We start from the raw sequence: 21,674 nt of genomic DNA on the forward strand, positions 1-21,674 counted from the left end.
CCCGCACCTCCTTCAAAAGTCCGCGGTCGAGGGCCGGCCGGGTCGGCCGGGGCGGGAAAGCGTCGTCCCGGTTGGTTGACGGTTCGTCAGACGGCCTCCGGCACGGTCGGCCGGTGCGCGAGCAGCCCGCGGTAGACGGTCTCGGTGGCCGCCGCGACGGTGTCCCAGCCGTAGCGGGCCAGGACCCGGCGGCGGCCCGCGGCACCGCAGGCGGCCCGGTGTTCGGGGTCGGCGAGGAGTTCGCCGACGGCCCGGGCGAGGGCGCCCGGGTCGCGGGGCGGGACCAGCCGTCCCGAGACGGTGTCGACGACGGTGTCCAGCTGGCCGCCGACCGCGGTGGCGACCACCGGGGTGCCGCAGGCCATGGCTTCCAGCGGCACGATCCCGAACGGTTCGTAGTCCGCCGGGCACAGCACCACGTCGGCGGCGCGCAGCAGCGGCGGGACGTCCTCGCACGGCACCCCGCCGGTGAAGCGGACCCGGTCGGCCACCCCGGCCGCCCGGGCGAGCGCCCGCAGCCGCCGGACCTCGGGGTCCTGGTCGAGTTCGGCGGCGGGCGGCCCGCCGGCGATGACGAGGTGGGCGTCGGGCAGCCGGGGCAGCGCGGAGACGGACAGCGCGGCGCCCTTGCGGGGCACCAGTCGGCCGAGTTGCAGCAGCAGATGGCGCACCGGGCCCCGGTCGGCGACCGGCCCGTGCGGGCTGAAGGCGGTGGCGTCCACCCCGCACGGCACCACGCTGACCTTGCGGGACGGGATGCCCATCCGCATCAGTTCGGTGACCTCGTCGCGGCAGGTGGCGATCACCTGGTCGCAGCCGTCGCCGACCTCGGCCTCGGAGGGGATGCGGCCGGCCGGGCTGGTGTCGCTGTCCTTCTGGTGGCGCCGCTTGACGGTGCCCAGCGCGTGGTACGTGTGGGCCAGCGGCAGGTCCAGTTTCCGGGTGGCCTGCAGGGCGGCGAGTCCGGACATCCAGAAGTGCGAGTGCACCACGTCCGGCGGCCCCAGGGCCCAGTCCTCGGTCAGCAACCGGCCGAACTCCGGGATGAACGGCAGGAGTTCGTCCTTGGGCAGGTGGCACGGCGGGCCCGCCGCGATGTGCCGGACGGTCACCCCCGGCCGCAGGCCGACCTGGTCGGGTGGGTCGGGTGCGTCCCGGCGGGTGTACACGGTGACCCGGTGGCCGCGGTCGGCGAGCGCACCGGCCAGCCGCGCCACGTGGACGTTCTGGCCGCCGGCGTCCACACCGCCGAGGACCGCGAGCGGGCTGGCGTGCTCGGAGACCAGCGCGATGGACAGGTGGGGGGCGGTGCCGCGGGCGGTCATGCGAGTACCTCCGTGATCAGGCTTTCCCAGTCATGGAGAAAGCGCTTGAGCCCGTACCGGCCGAGCGCGGCCTGCCGGGCCCGGGCGCCGTCCTCGGCGGCGGCTTCCGGTTCGGCAAGGTAGGTGCGGACGGCGCGGGCGAGGATCTCGGGACGGTTGGAGAGCGTGCCGGCGCCGGGGGGTACCGCCTCGACGGCCTCCGTCGTCGCCAGCGCCACCACCGGCATGCCCAGGTGCATGGCCTCCAGCAGGGACAGGCCGAGCGAGGTCCAGCGGACGGGGTGCAGGTACACCCGCCGCTCGGCCATCGCGGTGTGCAGCTCCGCCTGCGGGAGTTCGACCGTGCGGCAGGCGTCCGGGGAGAGGCCGAGATGGCCGGCGAGCCCCTCGGTGCGCATGCCGAAGACGTCGAGCGGGGCGGCCGCGGCCAGTGCGGGCAGCAGGTCGGTGCCGACCGTACGCCCGCGGCGGACCGGCTCGTTGACGACGACGGCGGCGCGCGGGAGCCGGCCGGTGTAGCGGTGTCCGGGGTCGACGATGCCGTGCTCGATCACGACGGCGCGGGTCCGGCCGCTGTCCCAGAACAGCCGGTTGAAGTGGGTGACGTGCACCAGCACCAGGTCGTCGCGGTCGGCGTACGGGTGCCGGGTGTGCGGTACGGCGCCGTCGGGGGCGTTGTGCTCCAGGTAGACGGCGGGCAGGTCACGGCCGGGGCGGCGGCCGCCGAGCCAGGACGCGGCGAGTTCCGCCTCGTGCGGCCGCTGCAGGACGACCAGGTCGACGGGGGTCTCCCGGAGCTGGGCGGGGGTCTTCTCCTGCACCGATCCGGGCCAGGGGAAGGTCCGGGCCCGGCCCCGCCCGTCGGGTCCGCGGTCGGGGGTGACCGGCACCAGGTAGGTGTGCGGGCCCTGGACGAACGCGGTGGTCCAGGAGCCGTGCACATGCCACAGCAGGATGTTCATACGGTCGCCCCTCGCTCGTCGTCGGTCGGTGTCCGTGGCGCGCCGGCCCCCGGGGCCCGGCCGTCCGCACGGCCCGGTGCGGCCGGCACCGCCGCGCCCCGGCCCGCCGTCACCCGGGCCAGCGCGGCCAGCAGTTCGGCGTCCGTGACCGCGTCGAGGCAGGGGTGTCCGGGCACCGGGCAGCTCCGGGCGCGGCTGTCCGCGCAGGGCGCCTGCTGGTCGCCGAGCAGGACGTGCGGGACGCCGTAGGGGGCCCACCGTTCGGCGGGGACCACCGGCGCGAAGAGGGAGACGACGGGGGTGCCCACCGCGGCGGCCAGGTGTGCCGGGCCGGTGTTGCCGACGACCGCGGCCCGGGCCCCGGCGAGGACGCCGGCGAGCTGGTGCAGATCGGTGCGGCCGCCGAGGTCCAGGGCGTGGTCGCCGGCCACGGCGGCGGTCAGCCGGCGTTCGTCAGGGCCGCCGGTGACGACGACGCGGTGGCCGGCCGCCGCCAGTGCGGCCACGGCGCGGGCGGCCCGGTCGGCGCTCCAGGCCCGGGCGGGCACCGCCGCACCGGGGTGCAGCACCACGTAGGGGTCGCGGCCGGTGAGCCGTGTGGTGGCGGGCGGCGGCAGGATCTCCAGGGCTCCCCGGTCGCCGGGCGGCAGCGCGTAGCCGGCGGCCTCGGCGAGGTCCAGCGCGGCCTCGGCCTCGTGGCGGTGCGGCGCCCGCCGGTGCCGGAGGTCCAGCAGCGCGCCCGGGTAGTCCGTGCTGTCCGCGGCGGTCCAGATGGCGCCGGCCATCTTGAGCAGCAGCGCGGCCGGCAGCGGGCTCTGGTGGTAGGAGACGAGGATCAGCGCCCGGTCGAACCGGCCCGCGGCCAAGGCGTCGACCAGCGCGTCGGTGGTGGCCCGGCTGACCGGCGGGGGTCGCAGGCCGACCCACGGCGCGTCGTGGACCAGCACCTCGTCGACGCCGGGCAGCAGGTGCGCGGCGCGCTCGCCGGTGGGGCCGCAGAGCAGCGCGGTGTGCGACGAGCCGGCCGCCACGGCCCGCACGGCGGGCCCGGCGAGCAGCACGTCGCCGCCGCTGTCCAGCCGGACGACGAGGGTGCGCGGCGCGGTGCTCATCGCACCGGCTCCGCACTGCTCGGCCGGCCCAGCAACTGCCGTACCGCGTCCGGGAGATCGGCCGCGCGGCAGGGCGCGGCGGCGATCTCCTCGGGGCGGGTGACGGGGGTGGGCACGAGCACGCCGCGGGCACCCGCGGCGCGGGCCGCGCCCAGGTCGGCGCCGATGTCCCCGACGACGGCGGTGTCCTCGGGCGCGACGCCGAGCCGGCGGCAGGCGGCGAGCACCAGGCCGGGTGCCGGTTTGCGGCAGTCGCAGCCGTCCGCGGGCCCGTGCGGGCACACCGCCCAGACGGCGAACGGCCCCAGCAGTTCTTCCACCCGGCGCTGCACGGCCTCGACCTGGCTCCGGGTGAGCAGGCCGCGGGCCACCCCGGACTGGTTGCTGACCACGCCCACCGGGATGCCGCGGCCACGCAGCGCGTCCAGTGCGGCCCGGGCGCCGGGCATCGGTGCGACCCGTGCCGGGTCGCCGTTGTAGGGCACGTCGGCGACCAGCGTCCCGTCCCGGTCGAAGAGCACCGCGGCGGGCCGCACCGGTGCGGGCGCGGCGGGGCACGGTCGCCCGGCGTAGAGCCAGGGACCGCCGGTCCGCTCCGGGGCGGCCACGGTCATACCCGTTCCGGGGCCGGCCGGGGCCGGACGTCGGGCGCGGGGTGTGCGCCGCCCCAGGGGTCCACCGGAGCGATGCGGCGGTGGCGGAGCAGTCCGCGCAGCCAGTGCGCGGTGGCGGCGGGCGGGATCAGGACGCTGGTCAGCGCCATGGTCCGGGTCTCGTCCCGGGTACGCGGGCCGGGGGCGATCCTGGCCCAGGCGAACTCGGCGGTCCCGGCGAGCCACAGGGCGGCCAGCGCCGCCGCGGCGCCCCGTTTGCCGGCCGCGCCGCACAGCAGCGCGCCGGCGGCCGCCGCGGTCACCGCGAGGTGTCCGGGGAGCCGGCCGCGCGGGGCCTGGGCGCGGCGCCACCAGCCCCGGCCGTGCCGGCGGGTCATCAGGACGTCGTCGGCGTTGCCGGCCTGGAGCCGTACCGAGATCCAGCGGTCGGCGGGGCGGACCGGGTGGGTGGTGCGGCGGCGGCCCTCGGCCAGCGTCCAGCCGGTCGTCAGCACCCGCAGGGCCAGGTCCGCGTCCTCCCGGAAGGCGCGCCGGAAGCGTTCGTCGAAGCCCCCGACGCATTCCAGGGCGGCCCGGCGGTAGGCCATGTCGGCGGTGATCCAGCGGGAGGTGGCCAGTCCCGCGGTGTTGCGTTCCCAGTCGGTGGGTTCGCGTCCGGACGGCAGCGGCACGTCGATCCGGGCCGAGACGCCGGCGGTGCGCGGGGTGGCGGCGGCGAGGTCGGCGGCCAGTTCCCTCGCCCAGGCGGGTCCGGGGAGCACGTCGTCGTCGAGGAAGACGATCCAGGGGGTGCCGCCGGCCGCCCGCCAGCCGGTGTTGCGGGCGGCGGCCGGGCCGCGGGCGCAGCCGGGCACGGTCACGGTGCGGTCGCGCAGCGCCCGGGGGATGTCGGCGGGCAGCGGTGTGCAGTCGTCGAGGGGGCGGTCGTCGACGAGGATCACCCGGCGCGGCGGCGGGCCGTCGGCGGCGGCGAGCGCGGCCAGGCAGGCGGTCAGGCTGGGCCGGCCGAGCGTGGGGATCACGACGGTGTAGTCGGTGGACCGGTCACCCGGGGCGGACGGGGCGGTCATCGGGGGTCCTCCGCTTTGTGCGGGGCGTGCTGCCCGGCGGCGAAGAAGTCCCGGCGGCGGACCGCGAACGGGCCGATGGCCAGCAGGTCGACGGGGGTGGAGCCGAAGCACTCCAGGGCGTCGCGGGGGTCGTCGACCATCGGCCGGCCGGCCGTGTTGAGGCTGGTGTTGACGACGACGGGCAGGCCGGTGAGCCGTTCGAACTCGGTCAGCATCCGGGCCACGAGCGGTTCGGCGGCCGGGTCGACGGTCTGGATCCGGGCGGTGCCGTCCACGTGGACCACGGCGGGGATGCGGTCCCGCCACTCGGGGGCCACGTCGTGGACGAACAGCATGTAGGGGCTGGGGAGTTGGCCGTCGAAGATGTCCGCCGCGCGGTCGGTGAGCACCATGGGGGCGACCGGCCGGAACTGCTCGCGGCCCTTGACGTCGTTGAGCCGCTCCAGGTTGGCGAAGTGGCCGGGGTGGGCCAGCAGGGAGCGGTGTCCCAGGGCCCGCGGTCCGTATTCGGCGCGGCCCTGGAACCACGCGACGATCGCGTTGTCCGCGAGGGCCTCGGCGACGGTCCGGGCGATGTCGGCGGGGCGTTCGTGGGGGACGGCGGCGGTCCGGAGCCAGGTTTCGAGTTCGGCGTCGGTCCAGTCGCGGCCGAGGGCGGCGCCGGGCATGGGCAGCGGTTCCTCGCCCGCGTCGGCGCCGATCAGCAGGGCGGAGCCGAGCGCGGTGCCCGCGTCGCCGGCCGCCGGCTGGACCCAGACCCGGCCGAACGGGCCCTCGCGGGCGATCCGCGCATTGGCGACGCAGTTGAGGGCGACGCCGCCGGCGAGGGTCAGCACGTCGTCGTGGGTCCGGCCGTGCAGCCAGCGGACCAGGTCCAGCAGGGTCTCCTCCAGGCAGGTCTGGGCGCTGGCGGCGAGGTCGGCGTGGTCCTGGTGCCAGGGCTCGTCCGGGCGGCGCGGGGCGCACAGTTCGTGCCAGGGCACGCCGGTGGCGCGGAAGCCGCCGTCCCCGGTCGGGTGGATGTGGCGGCGGAGTTCGGCCAGCATCCGGGGCCTGCCGTACGAGGCGAGGGCCATGACCTTGAACTCGTCGGAGGAGCGCAGGAATCCGAGGTGCTCGGTCAGTTCCTCGTAGACCAGGCCGAGCGAATGCGGCAGCTCCTGGCCGTACAGCGGCTCCAGTTTGCCCTGGACGCGGTGGGCGGCCAGGTGGGAGGTGGCCTCGCCGCGGCCGTCGAGGACCAGGACGGAGGAGGTGTCGGCGTCCGGTGCGGCGAAGGCGCCGGACGCGGCGTGCGCCATGTGGTGCGGCACGAACCGCACCGCGTCCGGGTCGAGGCCGGGCAGCGCCTGGGCGAGGAAGCCGGGTGCCTCGCGGGCGTAGGTCAGGCGCAGGTGGTCCCAGGGGTCGTGCAGGCCCATCTGTGCGGCGGGCCGGGCCAGTCGGGGGTCGAAGGAGTAGGCGACCGCGTCGATGTCCTGGGGGCGCAGGCCGGCGTAGTCGAGGCACCAGCGGGCGGCCTGCTCGGGCAGTTCCCAGGCGGAGAACGGCACCGGCCGTTTGCCGTGCTTGCGCCGGGAGAACCTCTCCTCCTCCGCCGCGGCCACCGTGATGCCGTCGATGACGAGTGCGGCGGCGGGGTCGTGGAAGAGGGCGTTGATTCCAAGGATGCGCATCACGGTTCGCGGGCCTTTCCTTCGTCCGGGGGCGGCGGTTGGGTCTCCGGGACTCGCGGGATCAGGGCGCCTGCCGCTCCCGGAACCACGCGATGGTGCGGGCCAGGCCGTCCCGTGGCGACACCCGGGGTTCCCACTGGAGCTTGCCGCGGGCCATGGTGATGTCCGGGCAGCGCACCGCCGGGTCGTCGGTCGGCCGGTCGATGAACCGGACGGAGGACCGGGAGCCGGTCAACTCGATGACGAGCCGGGCGAGTTCGAGCATACTGATCTCGGCCGGGTTGCCCAGGTTCACCGGGCCGCGCAGGTCGGACCCGGCGGCCGCGAGGATGCCGCGCACGGTGTCGTCGACGTAGCACAGCGAGCGGGTCTGGCAGCCGTCGCCGGTGACCGTGAGCGGATCGCCGGCCAGGGCCTGGCGGATGAAGGTGGGCACCGCGCGTCCGTCGTGGCCGCGCATGCGGGGGCCGTAGGTGTTGAAGAGCCGGACGATGCCGGTGTCGGTGCCGTGCGCCCCGGCCTCCGCGGTGGTGAGGGCCTCACCGAAGCGCTTGGCCTCGTCGTAGACGCTGCGGGGCCCGACGGGGTTGACGTTCCCCCAGTAGTCCTCGCTCTGCGGGTGCTGCTGCGGGTCGCCGTAGACCTCGGAGGTGGACGCCAGCAGGAAGCGGGCGCCGTTCGCCCGGGCCAGGGCGAGCATGTTGCGGGTGCCCAGGCTGCCGGTCTCCAGGGTGTGCAGCGGGAGTTTGAGGTAGTCGGCGGGCGACGCCGGGGACGCGAAGTGCAGCACCAGATCGGGCTCCGCGTCGAGGTGGACCGGCTCGGTGACGTTCGCCTCGACGACCGTGAAAGCGGGGTGGTCACGCACCGCGGATATGTTCTCCGGCCGTCCGGTGCTGAAATCGTCGATGCATATGACGGCGGTTCCCCGTGCCACCAATTCGGTGCAGAGATGGGACCCGACGAAACCCGCGCCACCGGTCACCACCGCGCGTTGCCAATTCCGCGAAAGTGCCGTGTCCATGGGACTCCTCAAGGCTTGGTCCGAAGTCGTCGGGCTCCTCGATCAGCGTCCTGGGAAGGGCCCGCGGCGGCGAGCCGGGCTCCGCCGGTCGGGTTAATCCGCCACCGCTGCGCCGGGCCCCCGCGGCGCAGCGGGTACAACAGGCGGAACGCCGTGTCTTCCGGCCGGGTGGGGGTACACGGGACAACCCGACCACCGGCCCGAGGAGTAAGGCGGCGTGATGCGGAACATCTTCGTGATCGGCCTGGACGACGGTAATCTCCCGCTTCTGCGCAAGCTGCCCGGCGCCGGCGACTACCGGTTCCACCGGCTGCTGACGCTGGAGGAACTCCAGGTCGGCGAGGTGTCCGTACCCGAGCTGCTGGAAAAGGCGCAGCGGCAGCTGGATTCCTTCGACGGCCACGTCGACGCCATCGTGGGCTTCTGGGACTTTCCGGTGAGCACCTTCGTCCCGATCCTCGGGGAGCGTTACGGCACCCGCTGCACGAGTCTTGAGTCGATCGTCAAGTGTGAGCACAAGTACTGGTGCCGGCTGGAACAGCAGAAGGCCATCGAGGAGCATCCGCGCTTCGGCCGGGTGGATCTGGCCGCGGACGATCCGCGGCCGCCGGACGGCGTCCGGTTCCCGATGTGGCTCAAGCCGGCGCTCGCGTATTCCTCGGAGCTGGCTTTCGGGGTGGGCGATCAGGAGGAATTCCGTGCCGCGGTGGACGAGATCCGCGCCGGAATCGGGCGGGTGGGCCGGCCGTTCGCGGACATCCTCGACCGGGTGTCACTGCCGCCGGAAATGGCGGAGGTCGGCGCCGAGGTGTGTCTGGCCGAGGAACGGCTCTCCGGGCTCCAGGTCGCCGTCGAGGGCTATGTCCACGAAGGCGAGGTCATCGTTTACGGCGTGCTGGATTCCATCAACTACCCCGACAAGCCGTCCTTCCTGCGCCACCAGTACCCCTCCACGCTCCCCGAGCCCGTCATCCGGCGGCTGCACGACGTCTCGGAGCGCCTGATCCGGCAGATCGGCATGGACGCCGCCACCTTCAGCATCGAGTACTTCTACGACCCGCAGACCGGGGACATCAACGTGCTGGAGGTCAACCCGCGGCACTCCCAGTCGCACGCCGAGCTCTTCGAGGACGTCGACGGGGTGCCCAACCACCACTGCATGGTGAGCCTGGCCCTCGGCCGGGACCCCGCCCTGCCCAAAAGCGCCGGCCGCTACCGCACGGCCGCCAAGTGGTACTACCGCACGTTCACCGACGGCATCGTCCGCCAGGTGCCCACCGCGGAGGACCTCGCCCGCATCGAACGGGAGATCCCGGGCGTGCGGATCGACCTGCGGCCCACGGAGGGGCAGCGGCTGTCGGAGCTGGCGGAGCAGGACAGCTACAGCTTCGAAGTGGCCCACATCTTCACCGGAGGGGACAGTGAGGAGGAGCTGTGCACCAAGTACCACCGGTGTGTGGCCGCCCTGGACCTCGCCTTCGACCCGCCCCCGCCCGGTGAGCACGACAGCTAGCCCGGCCGCCTGCCCGGCCGCCGCGAAAGGAGAGCCCCGGCCGTATGCGTTTCGTCAGCGAACTGCCCTGTGCGACGACCGAGGAGGAGCACGTCGAGGTGCCGGTGTCCGACGGCACCCGGTTGTCGGCGCGCATCTGGCGCCCGGTCTCCTCCGACCGGGAGCCGGTGCCGGCGGTGCTGGAGTACATCCCGTACCGCAAGCGCGATCTGAGCTCCGTACGCGACTCGATGCACCACCCCTACCTGGCCGGGCACGGCTACGCCTGCGTCCGGGTGGACCTGCGGGGCACCGGCGAGTCGGAGGGGGTGCTCACCGACGAGTACCTGGAGCGGGAACAGGCCGACGCCGAGGACGTGCTGGCCTGGCTCGCCGCCCAGCCGTGGTGCGACGGCACCACCGGGATGATGGGCATCTCCTGGGGCGCGTTCGCCGCCCTCCAGGTCGCCGCCCGGCAGCCGCCGAGCCTGCGCGCCGTCGTCATCGCCTCCTTCACGGACGACCGGTACGCCGACGACATGCACTACATGGGCGGCGCGCTGCTGTCGGACAACCTGGCCGAGGCGGGCACCATGTTCGCCTACGGCACCTGCCCGCCGGACCCCGCGGTGGTCGGCGCGCGCTGGCGGGAGATGTGGCACGAGCGCCTGGCACACACCCGGCCCTGGGTCCTTCAGTGGCTGCGTCACCAGCGCCGCGACGACTACTGGCGGCACGCCTCGGTCTGCGAGGACTACGCGGCCGTGCGCTGCCCGGTCCTGGCCTCCAGCGGCTGGGCGGACGGCTATTCCAACGCCGTGACCCGGCTGCTGGCCAACCTGGACGTCCCGCGCAAGGGGCTGATCGGCCCCTGGTCGCACAAGTACCCGCACGTGGGCGAGCCCGGCCCGGCCATCGGCTATCTCCAGGAGGTGGTGCGGTGGTGGGACCACTGGCTCAAGGGCGTCGACAACGGGGCGATGGACGGCCCGATGCTGCGCACCTGGATGCAGGACAGCGTGCCGCCCTCGACGTCGTACGAGGAGCGGCCGGGCCGCTGGGTCGGCGAGCCGGACTGGCCGTCGCCGCACGTCCGGCCGGTGTGCCACCCGCTGCGCGGGTACCGCATCGACCCGCCCGAGGCGGCGGCGGAGGAGGCGACCGAGCCCGGTGACCGGGCGCGGGAGGATGCCGCGCTGACCGTCCGGTCCCCGTTGTCCGTCGGCCAGTTCGCCGGGAAGTGGGCCTCCTACAACGCTCCCCCGGACCTGCCGTACGACCAGCGGGAGGAGGACGGCGGCTCACTGGTCTTCGAGACCGGGGCACTCACCGAGCGGGTGGAGATCCTCGGCTCCCCTACGGTGGAGCTGGAGTTCTCGGCCGACGAGCCGGTGGCCATGGTGGCCGCCCGACTGTCCGACGTCAGCCCGGACGGTGCCGCCACCCGGGTCACCTACGGGGTGCTGAACCTGACCCACCGGAACGGGATCGGTACGCCGGAACCGCTGGAGCCGGGCGCCCGCTACCGGGCCACGGTGGAACTCAACGGTGTCGCCCAGGCGTTCCCGCCCGGCCACCGCATCCGGCTGTCGCTGTCCACGTCGTACTGGCCACTGGCCTGGCCGCCGCCCCGGCCGGTGCGGCTGACCATGTACGAGGGCAGCAGCACCCTGACCCTGCCGGTGCGCCCGGTGCGCGAGCCCGACCTCGTGCCCGCCGACCCGTTCGGGGAACCCGAGGCCGCACCGCCGCTCGCCACCACGCAGCTGACGGCCCCGGAGCAGCGCTGGGAGGTCAAGCGGGACCTGGTCGACTACCGCTCCGAGCTGGAGATCGTCAAGGACCGCGGGACGGTGCGCTACGAGGGCATCGGGCTGGACGTCGGGATCCGCGCCCACGAGCGGTACACGGCGGTCGCCGACGACTTCACGTCCGTCCGCGGTGAGGCGGCCTGGACCACGCGCTTCCGGCGCGACGACTGGGACGTCCGGGTGGAGACCCGCACGGTCCTCAGGTGCAGCGGGACGGAGTTCCACGTGGACGCCACCCTGGACGGCTTCGAGAACGACCGCCGGGTGTTCTCCCGTACGTGGAACGAGAGGCTGCCCCGGGATCTGCTGTAGGGCCCTCCTACGGGAGAGGTCCCCTTGCCGCGCCGGCGCTACCGCCCGGCGCGGCGCCCCCGTGACCGCAGCAGGGAGAGGGCGCCCAGCGCGGTGGCGGTGACCGCGCCCGCGGTCAGGGCGGGGTGCCGGGCGAGTGCCGCCTGGGCGGAGTGCGCCTTGGCCTGCGGGTCGAAGACGCCGTGGGCACCGTAGTCGTGGCCCGGGGTGTCGTCCGCCGGCTGCCACAGGTTGACGTCCCGGGCGGAGGACGGGGCCCGGTCGGTCTGCTGGGAGTCGAAGCCGGTGCGGGCGAGGTAGCGGTCGAGGAGGCCGGGGGCGAATTTCTCGGCCCAGATCGTCGCCGCGGTGGACGCGCCGACGTAGTACTGCTTGCGGCGCGGGTGGTTCGCGGCGTGCACGACGGCGCGGGCGGCGACCTCGGGCTGGTAGATGGGCGGCACCGGGGAGGGGTGCCGGGGCAGCCGGGAGAGCACCCAGGAGAACTGCGGGGTGTTGACCGCGGGCATCTGGACCACGGTGATCCGCACCTTGCTGCCCTGGTGGAGCAGTTCGGTGCGCACGGCGGAGGTGAAGCCGTTGATGGCGTGCTTGGCGCCGCAGTACGCGGACTGCAGCGGTACGGACCGGTAGCCGAGCGCCGAGCCGACCTGCACGACCGTGCCGGCGTCGCGGGGGAGCATCCGGCGCAGCGCGGCCCGGGTGCCGTGCACGAAGCCGAGGTAGGTGACCTCGGTGACCCGGCGGTACTCGTCCGGCCCGATCTCGGTGAAGGGCGCGAAGACCGAGGTGAAGGCGTCGTTGACCCAGACGTCGAGCGGGCCGAAGGCGTCCTCGGCGGCCTGCGCGGCGGCCTCCACCTGCTCGTGGTCGGCGACGTCGGTGGGCAGTACCAGCGCCCGGCCGCCGGCCCGTTCGACCTCCGCCGCGGCCGCCTCGAGACCGGCCCGGCCGCGGGCCACCAGCGCCACGTCGGCGCCCCGGTCGCCGAACAGCCGGGCGGTGGCGCGGCCGATGCCGGCGCTCGCTCCTGTGATGACGACGGTCTGTGCCATGTCGGTTGTCCTCCTCAGCCGGCCCGGTACGGCTCGGCGTCCGCGGTGCGCAGGGTCAGCCCGTGTCCCGGCGCTCCGTCGGCGCCCGGTGTCACGCTGCCGCCCGACGGGTCCAGCACGCCGTCGAACAGCAGGTTCTCGATGCGGACATGGTCGTGGAACCACTCCAGGTGGCGCAGGTTGGGGATCGCCGCGGCCGCATGGGCGTGGACGTGGGGTGCGCAGTGCCCGGAGAGCGCCAGGCCGCGGGCCTCGGCGAGCGCGGCGGCGCGCAGCCAGACCGTGAGGCCGCCGCAGCGGGTGGCGTCGGCCTGGAGGCAGTCCACCGCGCGGGCGTCCAGCATGTGCGCGAAGTACGGGAGGGCGTAGCCGTATTCGCCGGCGGTGACCTCGGCCGGCACCGCTTCCCGGACCTGAGCCAGGCCCGTCAGGTCGTCGGAGGAGACCGGCTCCTCGAACCACGTGACGCCGTGCCGGGCGAGGTGGTCGGCGAGCCGGACGGCCTGCTTGACGGAGTAGCCGCCGTTGGCGTCGACGTACAGCTCGGTGGCGGGGCCGATGCTGGTGCGGGCCTGCGCGATGCGTTCCCGGTCGCGGCCCTCGGCCCGGCCCCAGGACTCCCCGATCTTGATCTTGACCCGGGGCAGTCCCTGCTCCTCGACCCAGCCGCGCAGCTGCCGGTCCTGCCGGTCCGCGTCGTAGGTGGTGAATCCCCCGCTGCCGTACACGGGCACCGCCCGGCCGGCCGCGCCGAGCAGCCGGACGAGCGGCAGGCCGAGCAGCCGGGCCTTGAGGTCCCACAGGGCGATGTCGACGGCGGACAGGGCGCCGGCGACCAGCCCTGGCCGGCCGGCGTTGCGCACCGCCCGGGACATCGCCTCGTTGGCCGCGGGCACGTCCCAGACGGACGCGCCGCGCACCTCCCGGGCCAGTACGTCGCGGACGACCGCGGCGGTCTGGGGCGCGCCGTAGGTGTAGCCGAGGCCGGTGGTGCCGCCGGAGCGGAGCTGCACCACGACCAGGGTCGTTTCGTGCCACTCCAGGGTGCCGTCGGCCTCGGGCGCGTCGGTGGGGACGGTGTAGGCGGCCGCCTCGACCGCGTCGACGACCGGGTCACCGCCCCCGCTGGTCTGCTGCACCGTCAGCCCTGGTCCGGCCGGCCGTGCCGGTGCTTGCCGCCCGGAAGCATCTCCTGGACCTTCGCCTTGAGGCCCTGCTTGACCATCGCGGCGCGGTCGCTGTCGCCCTTGAGGATGGCCGTGGCCGCGGCCTCGATCTGGTCGAGGCTGGCGTGCGGCGGGATCGGGGGGACGGCCGGGTCGGTGCGGAAGTCGATGACGAACGGCCGGTCGGCGGCGAGCGCCTTGCGCCAGGCGTCCTCGACCTCGCCGGGCTTCTCCACCCGGACGCCGTCCAGGCCGATGGAGCGGGCGAAGTCGGCGTACCGCACGTCCGGGATCGCCTGTGAGGGCAGGAACTGCGGGGCGCCGGACATGGCGCGCATCTCCCAGGTCACCTGGTTGAGGTCCTGGTTGTTGAGGACGGCGACGATCAGCCGCGGGTCCTGCCACTCGGACCAGTACTTGCCGGCGGTGATCAGCTCGGCCATGCCGTTCATCTGCATCGCGCCGTCCCCGACGAGGGCGATCGCCGGCCGGTCGGGGTGGGCGAACTTCGCACCGATGACGTACGGCACGCCGGGGCCCATGGTCGCCAGCGTCCCGGAGAGCGAGCCCCGCATCGTGCCGCGCATCCGCAGGTGGCGGGCGTACCAGTTGGCGGACGAGCCGGAGTCCGCGGCGAGGATGACGTCGTCGGGGAGCAGCGCGTCGAGGGCGTGGACGACGTACTCGGGGTTGACCGGGTCGGCCTCGACGGCGGCCCGCCGCTCCATCACCTCCCACCAGCGGGCGGTGTCCTTCTCGATCTTCTTCCGCCAGGTGCCGTGCTTCTTCGTCCTGAGCTGCGGCAGCAGCCGCTGCAAAGTCGCCTTGGCGTCGCCGACGAGATTGACCTCGAAGGGGTAGCGCATCCCGACCATGTGCGGGTCGATGTCGATCTGCACCGCCCGGGCCTGGTCCAGCTCCGGCATGAACTGGGTGTAGGGGAAGCTGGACCCCACCACGAGCAGGGTGTCGCAGTCCCGCATCATCTCGTAGGAGGGCCGGGTGCCCAGCAGCCCGATGGCGCCGGTGACGTAGGGCAGGTCGTCGGGCAGCGCGTCCTTGCCGAGCAGCGCCTTGGCCACCCCGGCGCCGAGCACGTCGGCGAGCTGCTCCACCTCGGCGCGGGCCCCGCGGGCGCCCTGCCCGATCAGGACGGCGACCTTCTCCCCGGCGTTGAGGACCTCCGCGGCCCGGGCGAGGTCGTCGTCGGTCGGCACCGGCGCGTAGGAGGCGAGGCCGAGGCTGGAGGGGACCATCTTGAAGGCGTGGGTGGGCGGCGAGTAGTCCAGTTCCTGGACGTCGGCGGGGACGATCACCGCGGTCACGGTCCGCCGGCCGTAGGCGGTGCGGATGGCCCGGTCGATCGCGTTGGGCAGCTGCTCGGGGACGGTCACCATTTCGAGGAAGTCGGAGGCGACATCCTTGTAGAGGCTGACCAGATCGACCTCCTGCTGGTAGGAGCCGCCCATGGCGCTGCGGTTGGTCTGCCCGACGATCGCCACCACGGGCACGTGGTCGAGCTTGGCGTCGTAGAGGCCGTTGAGCAGGTGGATGGCTCCGGGCCCGGAGGTCGCGGCGCAGACGCCGACCCGGCCGGAGAACTTGGCGTAGCCGACGGCCTGGAAGGCGGCCATCTCCTCGTGCCGCGCCTGGATGAACTGCGGTTTGTTGTCGGCGCGTTCCCAGGCGGCGAGCAGCCCGTTGATGCCGTCGCCGGCGTAGGCGAAGACGTGCTCGACGTCCCACTCACGCAGCCGGGCAAGGATGTGGTCAGAGACCTTGGTCGACACGGAGGTTCCTCTTTTCTCGTCGGTTGAGTGCGGCGGCCACCCCGGCGGCCAGCGCCCCGAGGCCGGTCAGGGCGGCGCCGGCGGTGACCAGCCGGGCGTCCCGGGCGGGGACCCGCGGCCGGTCGGCGCCCTGCTCGGGACGGCCGGCGGGCAGCGGACCGTCGAGGCCGAGCGCCAGCGCCTCGGCCAGGTGGAGCGCGCCCCGGCCGGTGTCGCCGTCGGCGATCTGGGTACGGCAGCTGAAGCCGTCGGCGAGCACCAGGGCGGCGGGGTCGGCGGCGCGGACGGCCGGCAGCAGGCCCTGTTCGGCGATGGTCATGGAGACCTCGTGGTGGCCGCGTTCAAAGCCGAAGTTCCCGGCCAGTCCGCAGCAGCCGACGTCCAGGACGTCCGCGTCCAGCCCGGCCCGGCGCATCAGTTCACGGTCGGCGTCGTCCTTGAACACCGCGTGCTGGTGGCAGTGGGTCTGCACGGTCGCCGGACGGTCGAGCCGGGGCGGCCGCCAGCCCTCCGGGGCGTGGTGGACGAGCTGTTCGGCGAACGTCCGGAACTGCCCGGCCAGCCGCTGCACGTCCTTGTCGTCCGGGAACAGCTCGGGGGCGTCGGCGCGGAACACCGCGGTGCACGACGGCTCCAGCCCGATGACCGGCGTCCCGGCCTCGATCCACGGCCGGAGCTCACGGACGGTGCGGCGCAGCACCCGCTTGGCGGTCGTCAGCTGCCCGGTCGAGATCCAGGTCAGCCCGCAGCACACCGGCCCCGGCGGTACCGCGACCCGGAAGCCGGCGTCCTCCAGGACCCGCACCGCCGCCCTGGCGACGTTCGGGTGGAGGTGGTTGCTGAAGGTGTCCGGCCAGAGCAGCACCGTCCGGGCGTCGCCGGGGTCGGGTTGCGGGCCGCCGCGGGCGGTCCACCATTCGGTGAACGACTCCGCCGCGAAGGCCGGTGCGGTGCGTTCGGTGGCCACCCCGGCGGCGCGTTTGCCCAGCCGGGCCAGTACGGGTGCCCGCAGCGCCGCGTTGACCAGCCGTGGCGCGCCGCGCGCCAGCTTCGCCCACAGCGGCAGCCAGCCCAGGGCGTAGTGGGCGGCCGGGCGCGGCCGGCCGGCGTAGTGGTGGGCGAGGAACTCCGCCTTGTAGGTGGCCATGTCGACGCCGGTGGGGCAGTCGGACTTGCAGCCCTTGCAGGCCAGGCACAGGTCGAGCGCGTCGCGGACCTCGGTGGACCGCCAGCCGTCGGTGATCGCCGAGTCGGCGTGCCCGTTCAGCATCTCGAACAGCAGCCGGGCCCGCCCGCGGGTGGAGTGCTCCTCCTCGCCGGTGGCCCGGTACGAGGGGCACATCACCCCGCCGGTGTGGGTGCGGCAGTTGCCGATGCCGACGCAGCGCATCACCGCCCGGGTGAAGGAGTGCTCGTCGTCCGGGTAGCCGAAGTGGGTGCGGTGGGTCTCGGGCCGCCAGGCCGGGCCGAGCCGGAGGTGGTCGTCGGTCCGGTGGGGGCGCACGACCTTGCCGGGGTTCATCCGGTCGTCCGGGTCGAAGAGCGCCTTCAGCTCGCCGAAGGCCCCGGTGAGCCGTTCGCCGAACATCTTCGGGAGCAGTTCGCCGCGCGCCTGCCCGTCGCCGTGCTCGCCGGAGAGCGACCCGCCGTACGAGACGACGAGGTCGCCCGCGCGGTGCACGAAGGCGCGGAAGTCCGCCACTCCCCGGGCGGTCTTGAGCTCGAAGGGGATGCGGGTGTGCACGCACCCCTGGCCGAAGTGGCCGTACAGCGACGGATGGTCGTAGTCGAACTCGGCGAACAGCGCCTTCAGATCGCGCAGGTAGTCACCGAGCTTCTCCGGCGGGACCGCGGAGTCCTCCCAGCCCTCCCAGGTCTCCCGGTCGTCCGGCGGCCGCGCGGTCACGCCGAGGCCGGCCTCGCGCGCCTTGAGCATCCGCTGCTCGCGCGCGGGGTCGTCGGAGAACGCCACGGTCGGATCGCTCTCCTTGCGGCCCAGCGCCCGGAGCAGATCGTGGCACTGGGCGTCCACGTCCTCCCGGGTGTCGCCGGTGAACTGCACCAGCAGCCAGCTGTCGCCCTCCGGGAAGATCTCCAGGGAGTCGAGGTAGGCGTGCTCCTCGCGCATCAGCTGCGCCATCCGCCCGTCCAGGGCCTCCAGTTGGGTGGGGTTGCCGTGCGCCAGCAGCCGGGGTACGTCGTCGGCGGCCGCGCAGATGTCGGGGTAGCCGAGCACCACCATGGCCTCGCAGGGCGGCACCGGAACGAGGTCCAGCTCGGCGTGCAGGACGGTGACCAACGTGCCCTCGCTGCCCACCAGCGCCCGTGCGACGTCGAAGCCCTTCTCGGGCAGCAGCGAGTCCAGGTTGTATCCCGACACCCGCCGCGGAATGTCGGGAAATCCCCGCCGGATGTCGCCCAGATACCGGTCCGCGAGTTCCCGCAGGCCCCGGTAGATTTCCGCCCGCCGGCCGCCTTCCGCCTGGATCTGTGCGTATTCCTCCGGCGAGGTGGGCCCCACCCACATCCGGACGCCGTCATAGGTGAGGATCTCCAGCCGCCGCACATTGTCGACGGTCTTCCCGTACGCCTGGGCCGAGGCGCCACAAGAATTGTTGCCGACCATTCCGCCCAGCGAGCAGTGGCTGTGCGTGGAGGGTTTCGGGCCGAACTTCAGTTTCTCGCCGGCCAGTTCCCGGTTGAGTGCGTCGAGCACGATGCCCGGTTCGACCACGCACCGGCGCCGTTCGGCGTCCACCGACACCAGGCGGTTGCAGTATTTCGTCCAGTCGATGACCACGGCGGTGTTCGTGCACTGCCCGCCGAGGCTGGTCCCGCCGCCCCGGGAGAGCACCGGCGCACCGAATTCGGCGCACACCTCGACGGCGGCCGCGCCGGCGTCGACGTTCCGCGGCACGACCACGCCGATCGGCACCTGCCGGTAGTTGGAACCGTCCGTGGCATAGGCGCCGCGGCTGCCCGCGTCGAAGCGCACCTCACCGTCCACCCGTTCGCGCAGCGCCTTCTCCAGCGCACCGGTCCGCGCGGCGGGGAAGGTCTCCGGCGAGCCGTTCTGCCGCTCGTCCGGCGTGGTCTCCTGTCGGTGGTTCATACACACCTTCTGCCGTTTCTGCGCTACGAAAGGCCCGGACGCCCGGGTGGACGGCCGGGCCGTACGGGCCCGGGGGTGGTTTCGGCGGGTCAGTCCGGGCCGCCGCCGCGGCCGGTGAGCAGGTCGCGGGCGCGGTCCACCAGCCCGAGCCCCGGGGCCAGCAGTTTGTTCGCCGGCGGGGCGTCGGGGACGCCCGGGTGCGGCCGGGTGGGTGCCAGCTTCTTGGCCGCCCGGACCTTCTCCCCGAGCGCTTCGAGTTCCCCGGGAAGGCACGCCTCACGCAATCGGGCGAACAGTTCGTTCTCCTCTTCCCGGATGTGTGCCCGGACCTCCGTCCGGAGTTTCACGAACAGTTCGTTGAACGCGCGGTCTTCCGCATCGAGCCGTTCCAGGTCTTTCAGCAGTCCTTCCACGCGCTGGTGGTCGGCGATTTCCTTGTCGGCCAGTGCGGCGCCGTCCGGCAGCTTCTCGCGGACCGCGGGGTAGAGGTACTGCTCCTCGGCGACGGAATGACGGACGATTTCGATCGTCAGCCGGTCGAGCAGTCTTTTGCGCATCGAGGCCGCGGGGACCGCCGCCTCGATCTGCTCGAACAGCGCGGCCATCTCCCGATGGTCCGCGGCCAACTCCGTGATGACATCTCCGCCGTGTCCCATGGTCGTACCTCCCGCCCATGTGCGCGCGTCCGCCCTTCGGCCACCAGAACGGGTTCCCCCGCACCGTCCCGGCTAACGCCTCGACCGGCGGGAATTGCGCCGGATGCCGCATCCGGTTCCTTACCGGAGGCAGCCGCGGAAATGCGGCGGAGGAATTCCCTCAGCCGTCGCGGTCCGCGCCGGGCGGCCCGGGCCGGGCCCGGGCGATGAGCAGGGCCACGTCGTCCGCGTCGTCCGGGTCGCGCAGCGCGTCGAGCAGACGGTCGCAGGTGTCCTCCAGGGACGGGTCCGGGCGGTCCAGGAGACCGAGCAGGCGGTCCAGGCGCTCGTCGATGGTGTCCCGGCGGGTCTCGACCAGCCCGTCGGTGTACAGCACCAGCCGGTCGCCGGGGCGCAGCGCGAAGGTGGTCTCCTCGAAAGGGATGCCGCCGACGCCGAGCGGGACGCCGGTGGGCAGGTCGAGCAGTTCGGGCGGCCGGCCGGAGTGGATCAGCACCGGCGGCAGATGCCCGGCGGCGGCGATCCGGCAGACCGCCTGCTGCGGATCGTGCACGGCGTAGACGCAGGTGGCGTACTGGTCCAGGCCGGCCGTGATCCGGTCGACGTGCCGCAGCACCTCGGCCGGCGGCATGTCCAGGTCGGCCAGGGTGCCGGTGGCGGTCCGCAGCCGTCCCATCGTGGTGGCGGCCTTGGTGCCGCTGCCCATCACGTCACCGACCACGAGTGCCGTCTGGTCCCCCGCGAGCGGGATCACGTCGAACCAGTCGCCGCCGACCTCGTTCGTGGTGCCGGCCGGCCGGTAGCGGGTGGCGATCTCCAGCCCGGCCCGCTGCGGCGGGCGGTCCGGGAGCAGGCTGCGCTGGAGCGTGACGGCGGTGTCCCGCAGGCTCTGGTAGAGCCGGGCGTTGTCCATGCTCACGGCGGCCCGGTCGGCCAGTTCGGCGGCCAGGGTCAGGTCGTCCTCGTCGAACGGGACGGGGTTGCGGCTGCGGGTGAGGCCCAGCGCGCCGAGCACCTCGCCGCGGGCGATCAGCGGGGTGGCGAGGTAGCTGTGGATACCGGCCCGGGCGAGGATCGCGGCGGCCTCCGGGTCGCGGGCGATGCGCGCCAGGGACTCGTCGTCGACGTGGCGCACGAGGATGGGCCGGCCGGTCCGTACGCATTGGGTGACCAGCCGGTCGGCGCCGTAGCTGGCGATGTGGCCGGGCGGGTCGGCGGCCCGGGCCGCCTCGGTGGGGTAGGCGGTCTGCACCGCGAGGGCCCGGAAGACCTCCGGGTGGGCGCCGGAGCCGGTGGGCCGGCGGTCGTCCAGGAAGGAGTCCAGGATGTCCACGGTGGCCACGTCGGCGAGCTCGGGCACGGTGACCTCGGCCAGCTCATGGGCGGTCCGTTCCACCTCCAGCGTGGTGCCGATCCGCGCCGAACCGTCCGCGATCATGGCCAGCCGGCGCCGGGCGCGCGCCGCCTCCCCGGCCGCGCGGTGCCGGTCGGTGACGTCCACGATCACCCCGGCCACGCCGAGGATCCGCCCGCCGGGGTCCTCCAGCCGGTAGAACGAGACCGACCAGGCGTGCTCGTTCTCGGGGTCGGCGAGGGTGCGCCCCACGACGTACTGGTCGACCAGCGGCCGCCCGGTGTCCAGCACCCGCCGCAGGGCGGCTTCGAGGGCCTCGGTCCGGATGAACGGCAGCACCTCGTGGACCGACCGGCCGAGGTGTTCCCGGGCGGAGATCCCGTCGATCCGCTCCAGCGCGGGATTGACGGCCAGGTACCGCAGGTCGGTGTCCAGGACGCCGAGTCCGATCGGGGACTGCGAGACCAGCCGGGTGGACAGCGCCACATCGCGTTCCACCTTGCTCAGGGTGGCCTCATCGGTGGCGATGCCCAGGGCGTAGTAGTCCCCCCGGTCGTCCAGCAGCCGGACGTTGCGGAACTCCACCAGCCGGGTGCTGCCGTCCTTGTGCCGGACCGGGAAGGCCCCGGCCCAGCTCTGGCCGGTCGCCATGACCTCGGTGAAGAGCCTGATCACCAGGTCCAGATGGTGCTCGTGGACCAGCAGCCGCCCGGCGAACTCTCCCAGCGCCTCCTGCGCGGAGTAGCCGAAGAGCGTTTCGGCCTGCGGGCTCCACAGCACGATCCGGCCGTCGGCGTCCAGGACCACCGCGGCGACGCCGAGCAGGTCCAGCAGTCCGCTGCGTTGCGGCACCTTGCCGAAGGGCCAGTCGCCCGCCGCGCCGACGGGGTCGGCTGTGGACATCCGGCCCTCCCTCCGCCTGCGGATCGCCGCCCTTCCCATGGTCCCCCGGACCGCCCGAGGACGCGCAGCCGTGCCGGCGGGCGGCGGCGGGCATCGAGCCGCGGTCCGCGGGCACACTCGGTCACGGCCGCCGCCCGGTGCGCGCGGCCGGCAGTGGTCCGTTCGGGCGTTTGCACGATCGGGAGGCCGGCCGGAGACTGGGCTGAGCGGCCGGCTCTGTCGAGCGGCGCGCGCCTGCCG

The 21,674-nt window shown here is 74.0% G+C and carries 15 protein-coding genes; 2 read left to right on the plus strand and 13 right to left on the minus strand.

Annotated elements, in window-relative coordinates; translation table 11 throughout:
* Positions 1–86: 86 nt before the first annotated feature.
* From AB0E02_RS22215 to AB0E02_RS22245, 7 genes are all read right to left on the minus strand, one after another.
* Positions 87–1,325, minus strand: coding sequence for a glycosyltransferase (locus tag AB0E02_RS22215; RefSeq protein WP_362141908.1), 1,239 nt, complete (start codon positions 1,323–1,325; stop codon positions 87–89).
* Positions 1,322–2,287, minus strand: a complete 966-nt coding sequence (locus tag AB0E02_RS22220) for a glycosyltransferase (RefSeq protein WP_362141910.1) — start codon at positions 2,285–2,287, stop codon at positions 1,322–1,324. Before AB0E02_RS22220 ends, AB0E02_RS22215 begins: the two co-directional genes overlap by 4 nt.
* On the minus strand, positions 2,284–3,399 hold the full coding sequence (locus tag AB0E02_RS22225) for a glycosyltransferase family 9 protein (protein WP_362141912.1): 1,116 nt from the start codon (positions 3,397–3,399) through the stop codon (positions 2,284–2,286). Before AB0E02_RS22225 ends, AB0E02_RS22220 begins: the two co-directional genes overlap by 4 nt.
* The gene (locus tag AB0E02_RS22230; RefSeq protein WP_362141914.1) at positions 3,396–4,013 is read right to left on the minus strand and encodes an HAD family hydrolase; all 618 of its coding nucleotides are present in this window, start codon (positions 4,011–4,013) and stop codon (positions 3,396–3,398) included. Before AB0E02_RS22230 ends, AB0E02_RS22225 begins: the two co-directional genes overlap by 4 nt.
* Complete coding sequence (locus AB0E02_RS22235; RefSeq protein ID WP_362141916.1) at positions 4,010–5,083, minus strand: glycosyltransferase; 1,074 nt, start codon at positions 5,081–5,083, stop codon at positions 4,010–4,012. The genes AB0E02_RS22230 and AB0E02_RS22235 overlap by 4 nt, the downstream gene beginning before the upstream one ends.
* Positions 5,080–6,759, minus strand: coding sequence for a carbamoyltransferase C-terminal domain-containing protein (locus AB0E02_RS22240; protein WP_362141918.1), 1,680 nt, complete (start codon positions 6,757–6,759; stop codon positions 5,080–5,082). Before AB0E02_RS22240 ends, AB0E02_RS22235 begins: the two co-directional genes overlap by 4 nt.
* A gap of 61 nt (positions 6,760–6,820) precedes the next feature.
* Positions 6,821–7,783 carry a UDP-glucuronic acid decarboxylase family protein gene (locus AB0E02_RS22245; RefSeq protein WP_362141920.1) on the minus strand — a complete coding sequence of 321 codons (963 nt, stop codon included), beginning with the start codon at positions 7,781–7,783 and terminating at the stop codon, positions 6,821–6,823.
* 220 nt (positions 7,784–8,003) lie between these two features.
* Between AB0E02_RS22245 and AB0E02_RS22250 the strand changes: the two genes are divergently transcribed.
* Both AB0E02_RS22250 and AB0E02_RS22255 read left to right on the plus strand, forming a co-directional pair.
* Entirely contained in the window at positions 8,004–9,296 is a 1,293-nt protein-coding gene (locus AB0E02_RS22250) for an ATP-grasp domain-containing protein (protein WP_362141922.1), read from the plus strand.
* Positions 9,297–9,340: 44 nt separating this feature from the next.
* Complete coding sequence (locus tag AB0E02_RS22255) at positions 9,341–11,398, plus strand: CocE/NonD family hydrolase (RefSeq protein ID WP_362141924.1); 2,058 nt, start codon at positions 9,341–9,343, stop codon at positions 11,396–11,398.
* Positions 11,399–11,436: 38 nt separating this feature from the next.
* Here the strand turns inward: AB0E02_RS22255 and AB0E02_RS22260 are convergent, their stop codons facing one another.
* The 6 genes from AB0E02_RS22260 to AB0E02_RS22285 all read right to left on the minus strand — a co-directional run bounded on the left by AB0E02_RS22260 (position 11,437) and on the right by AB0E02_RS22285 (position 21,434).
* Entirely contained in the window at positions 11,437–12,453 is a 1,017-nt protein-coding gene (locus tag AB0E02_RS22260) for an SDR family oxidoreductase (RefSeq protein WP_362141926.1), read from the minus strand.
* Positions 12,454–12,467: 14 nt separating this feature from the next.
* Positions 12,468–13,592 carry an enolase C-terminal domain-like protein gene (locus tag AB0E02_RS22265; RefSeq protein WP_362141928.1) on the minus strand — a complete coding sequence of 375 codons (1,125 nt, stop codon included), beginning with the start codon at positions 13,590–13,592 and terminating at the stop codon, positions 12,468–12,470.
* Positions 13,593–13,594: 2 nt separating this feature from the next.
* Complete coding sequence (locus AB0E02_RS22270) at positions 13,595–15,409, minus strand: thiamine pyrophosphate-requiring protein (RefSeq protein ID WP_362141930.1); 1,815 nt, start codon at positions 15,407–15,409, stop codon at positions 13,595–13,597.
* Entirely contained in the window at positions 15,390–18,521 is a 3,132-nt protein-coding gene (locus tag AB0E02_RS22275) for an FAD-linked oxidase C-terminal domain-containing protein (RefSeq protein ID WP_362141932.1), read from the minus strand. Before AB0E02_RS22275 ends, AB0E02_RS22270 begins: the two co-directional genes overlap by 20 nt.
* An 89-nt stretch (positions 18,522–18,610) precedes the next feature.
* Complete coding sequence (locus tag AB0E02_RS22280; RefSeq protein WP_362141934.1) at positions 18,611–19,177, minus strand: hemerythrin domain-containing protein; 567 nt, start codon at positions 19,175–19,177, stop codon at positions 18,611–18,613.
* A gap of 160 nt (positions 19,178–19,337) precedes the next feature.
* Positions 19,338–21,434 carry a SpoIIE family protein phosphatase gene (locus AB0E02_RS22285; protein WP_362141936.1) on the minus strand — a complete coding sequence of 699 codons (2,097 nt, stop codon included), beginning with the start codon at positions 21,432–21,434 and terminating at the stop codon, positions 19,338–19,340.
* Positions 21,435–21,674 lie beyond the last annotated feature (240 nt).

It is taken from the genome of Streptomyces sp. NPDC048196, assembly GCF_040652715.1.
Classification (GTDB): Bacteria; Actinomycetota; Actinomycetes; order Streptomycetales; family Streptomycetaceae; genus Streptomyces; species Streptomyces siderophoricus.

Coding starts and splice junctions, on each gene's coding strand:
- AB0E02_RS22220 (WP_362141910.1), bottom strand. CDS start 2,287: ATGAACATCCTGCTGTGGCATGTGCACGGCTCCTGGACCACCGCGTTC.
- AB0E02_RS22230 (WP_362141914.1), bottom strand. CDS start 4,013: ATGACCGTGGCCGCCCCGGAGCGGACCGGCGGTCCCTGGCTCTACGCC.
- AB0E02_RS22245 (WP_362141920.1), bottom strand. CDS start 7,783: ATGGACACGGCACTTTCGCGGAATTGGCAACGCGCGGTGGTGACCGGT.
- AB0E02_RS22255 (WP_362141924.1), top strand. CDS start 9,341: ATGCGTTTCGTCAGCGAACTGCCCTGTGCGACGACCGAGGAGGAGCAC.
- AB0E02_RS22260 (WP_362141926.1), bottom strand. CDS start 12,453: ATGGCACAGACCGTCGTCATCACAGGAGCGAGCGCCGGCATCGGCCGC.
- AB0E02_RS22280 (WP_362141934.1), bottom strand. CDS start 19,177: ATGGGACACGGCGGAGATGTCATCACGGAGTTGGCCGCGGACCATCGG.
- AB0E02_RS22215 (WP_362141908.1), bottom strand. CDS start 1,325: ATGACCGCCCGCGGCACCGCCCCCCACCTGTCCATCGCGCTGGTCTCC.
- AB0E02_RS22285 (WP_362141936.1), bottom strand. CDS start 21,434: ATGTCCACAGCCGACCCCGTCGGCGCGGCGGGCGACTGGCCCTTCGGC.
- AB0E02_RS22250 (WP_362141922.1), top strand. CDS start 8,004: ATGCGGAACATCTTCGTGATCGGCCTGGACGACGGTAATCTCCCGCTT.
- AB0E02_RS22225 (WP_362141912.1), bottom strand. CDS start 3,399: ATGAGCACCGCGCCGCGCACCCTCGTCGTCCGGCTGGACAGCGGCGGC.
- AB0E02_RS22240 (WP_362141918.1), bottom strand. CDS start 6,759: ATGCGCATCCTTGGAATCAACGCCCTCTTCCACGACCCCGCCGCCGCA.
- AB0E02_RS22235 (WP_362141916.1), bottom strand. CDS start 5,083: ATGACCGCCCCGTCCGCCCCGGGTGACCGGTCCACCGACTACACCGTC.
- AB0E02_RS22275 (WP_362141932.1), bottom strand. CDS start 18,521: ATGAACCACCGACAGGAGACCACGCCGGACGAGCGGCAGAACGGCTCG.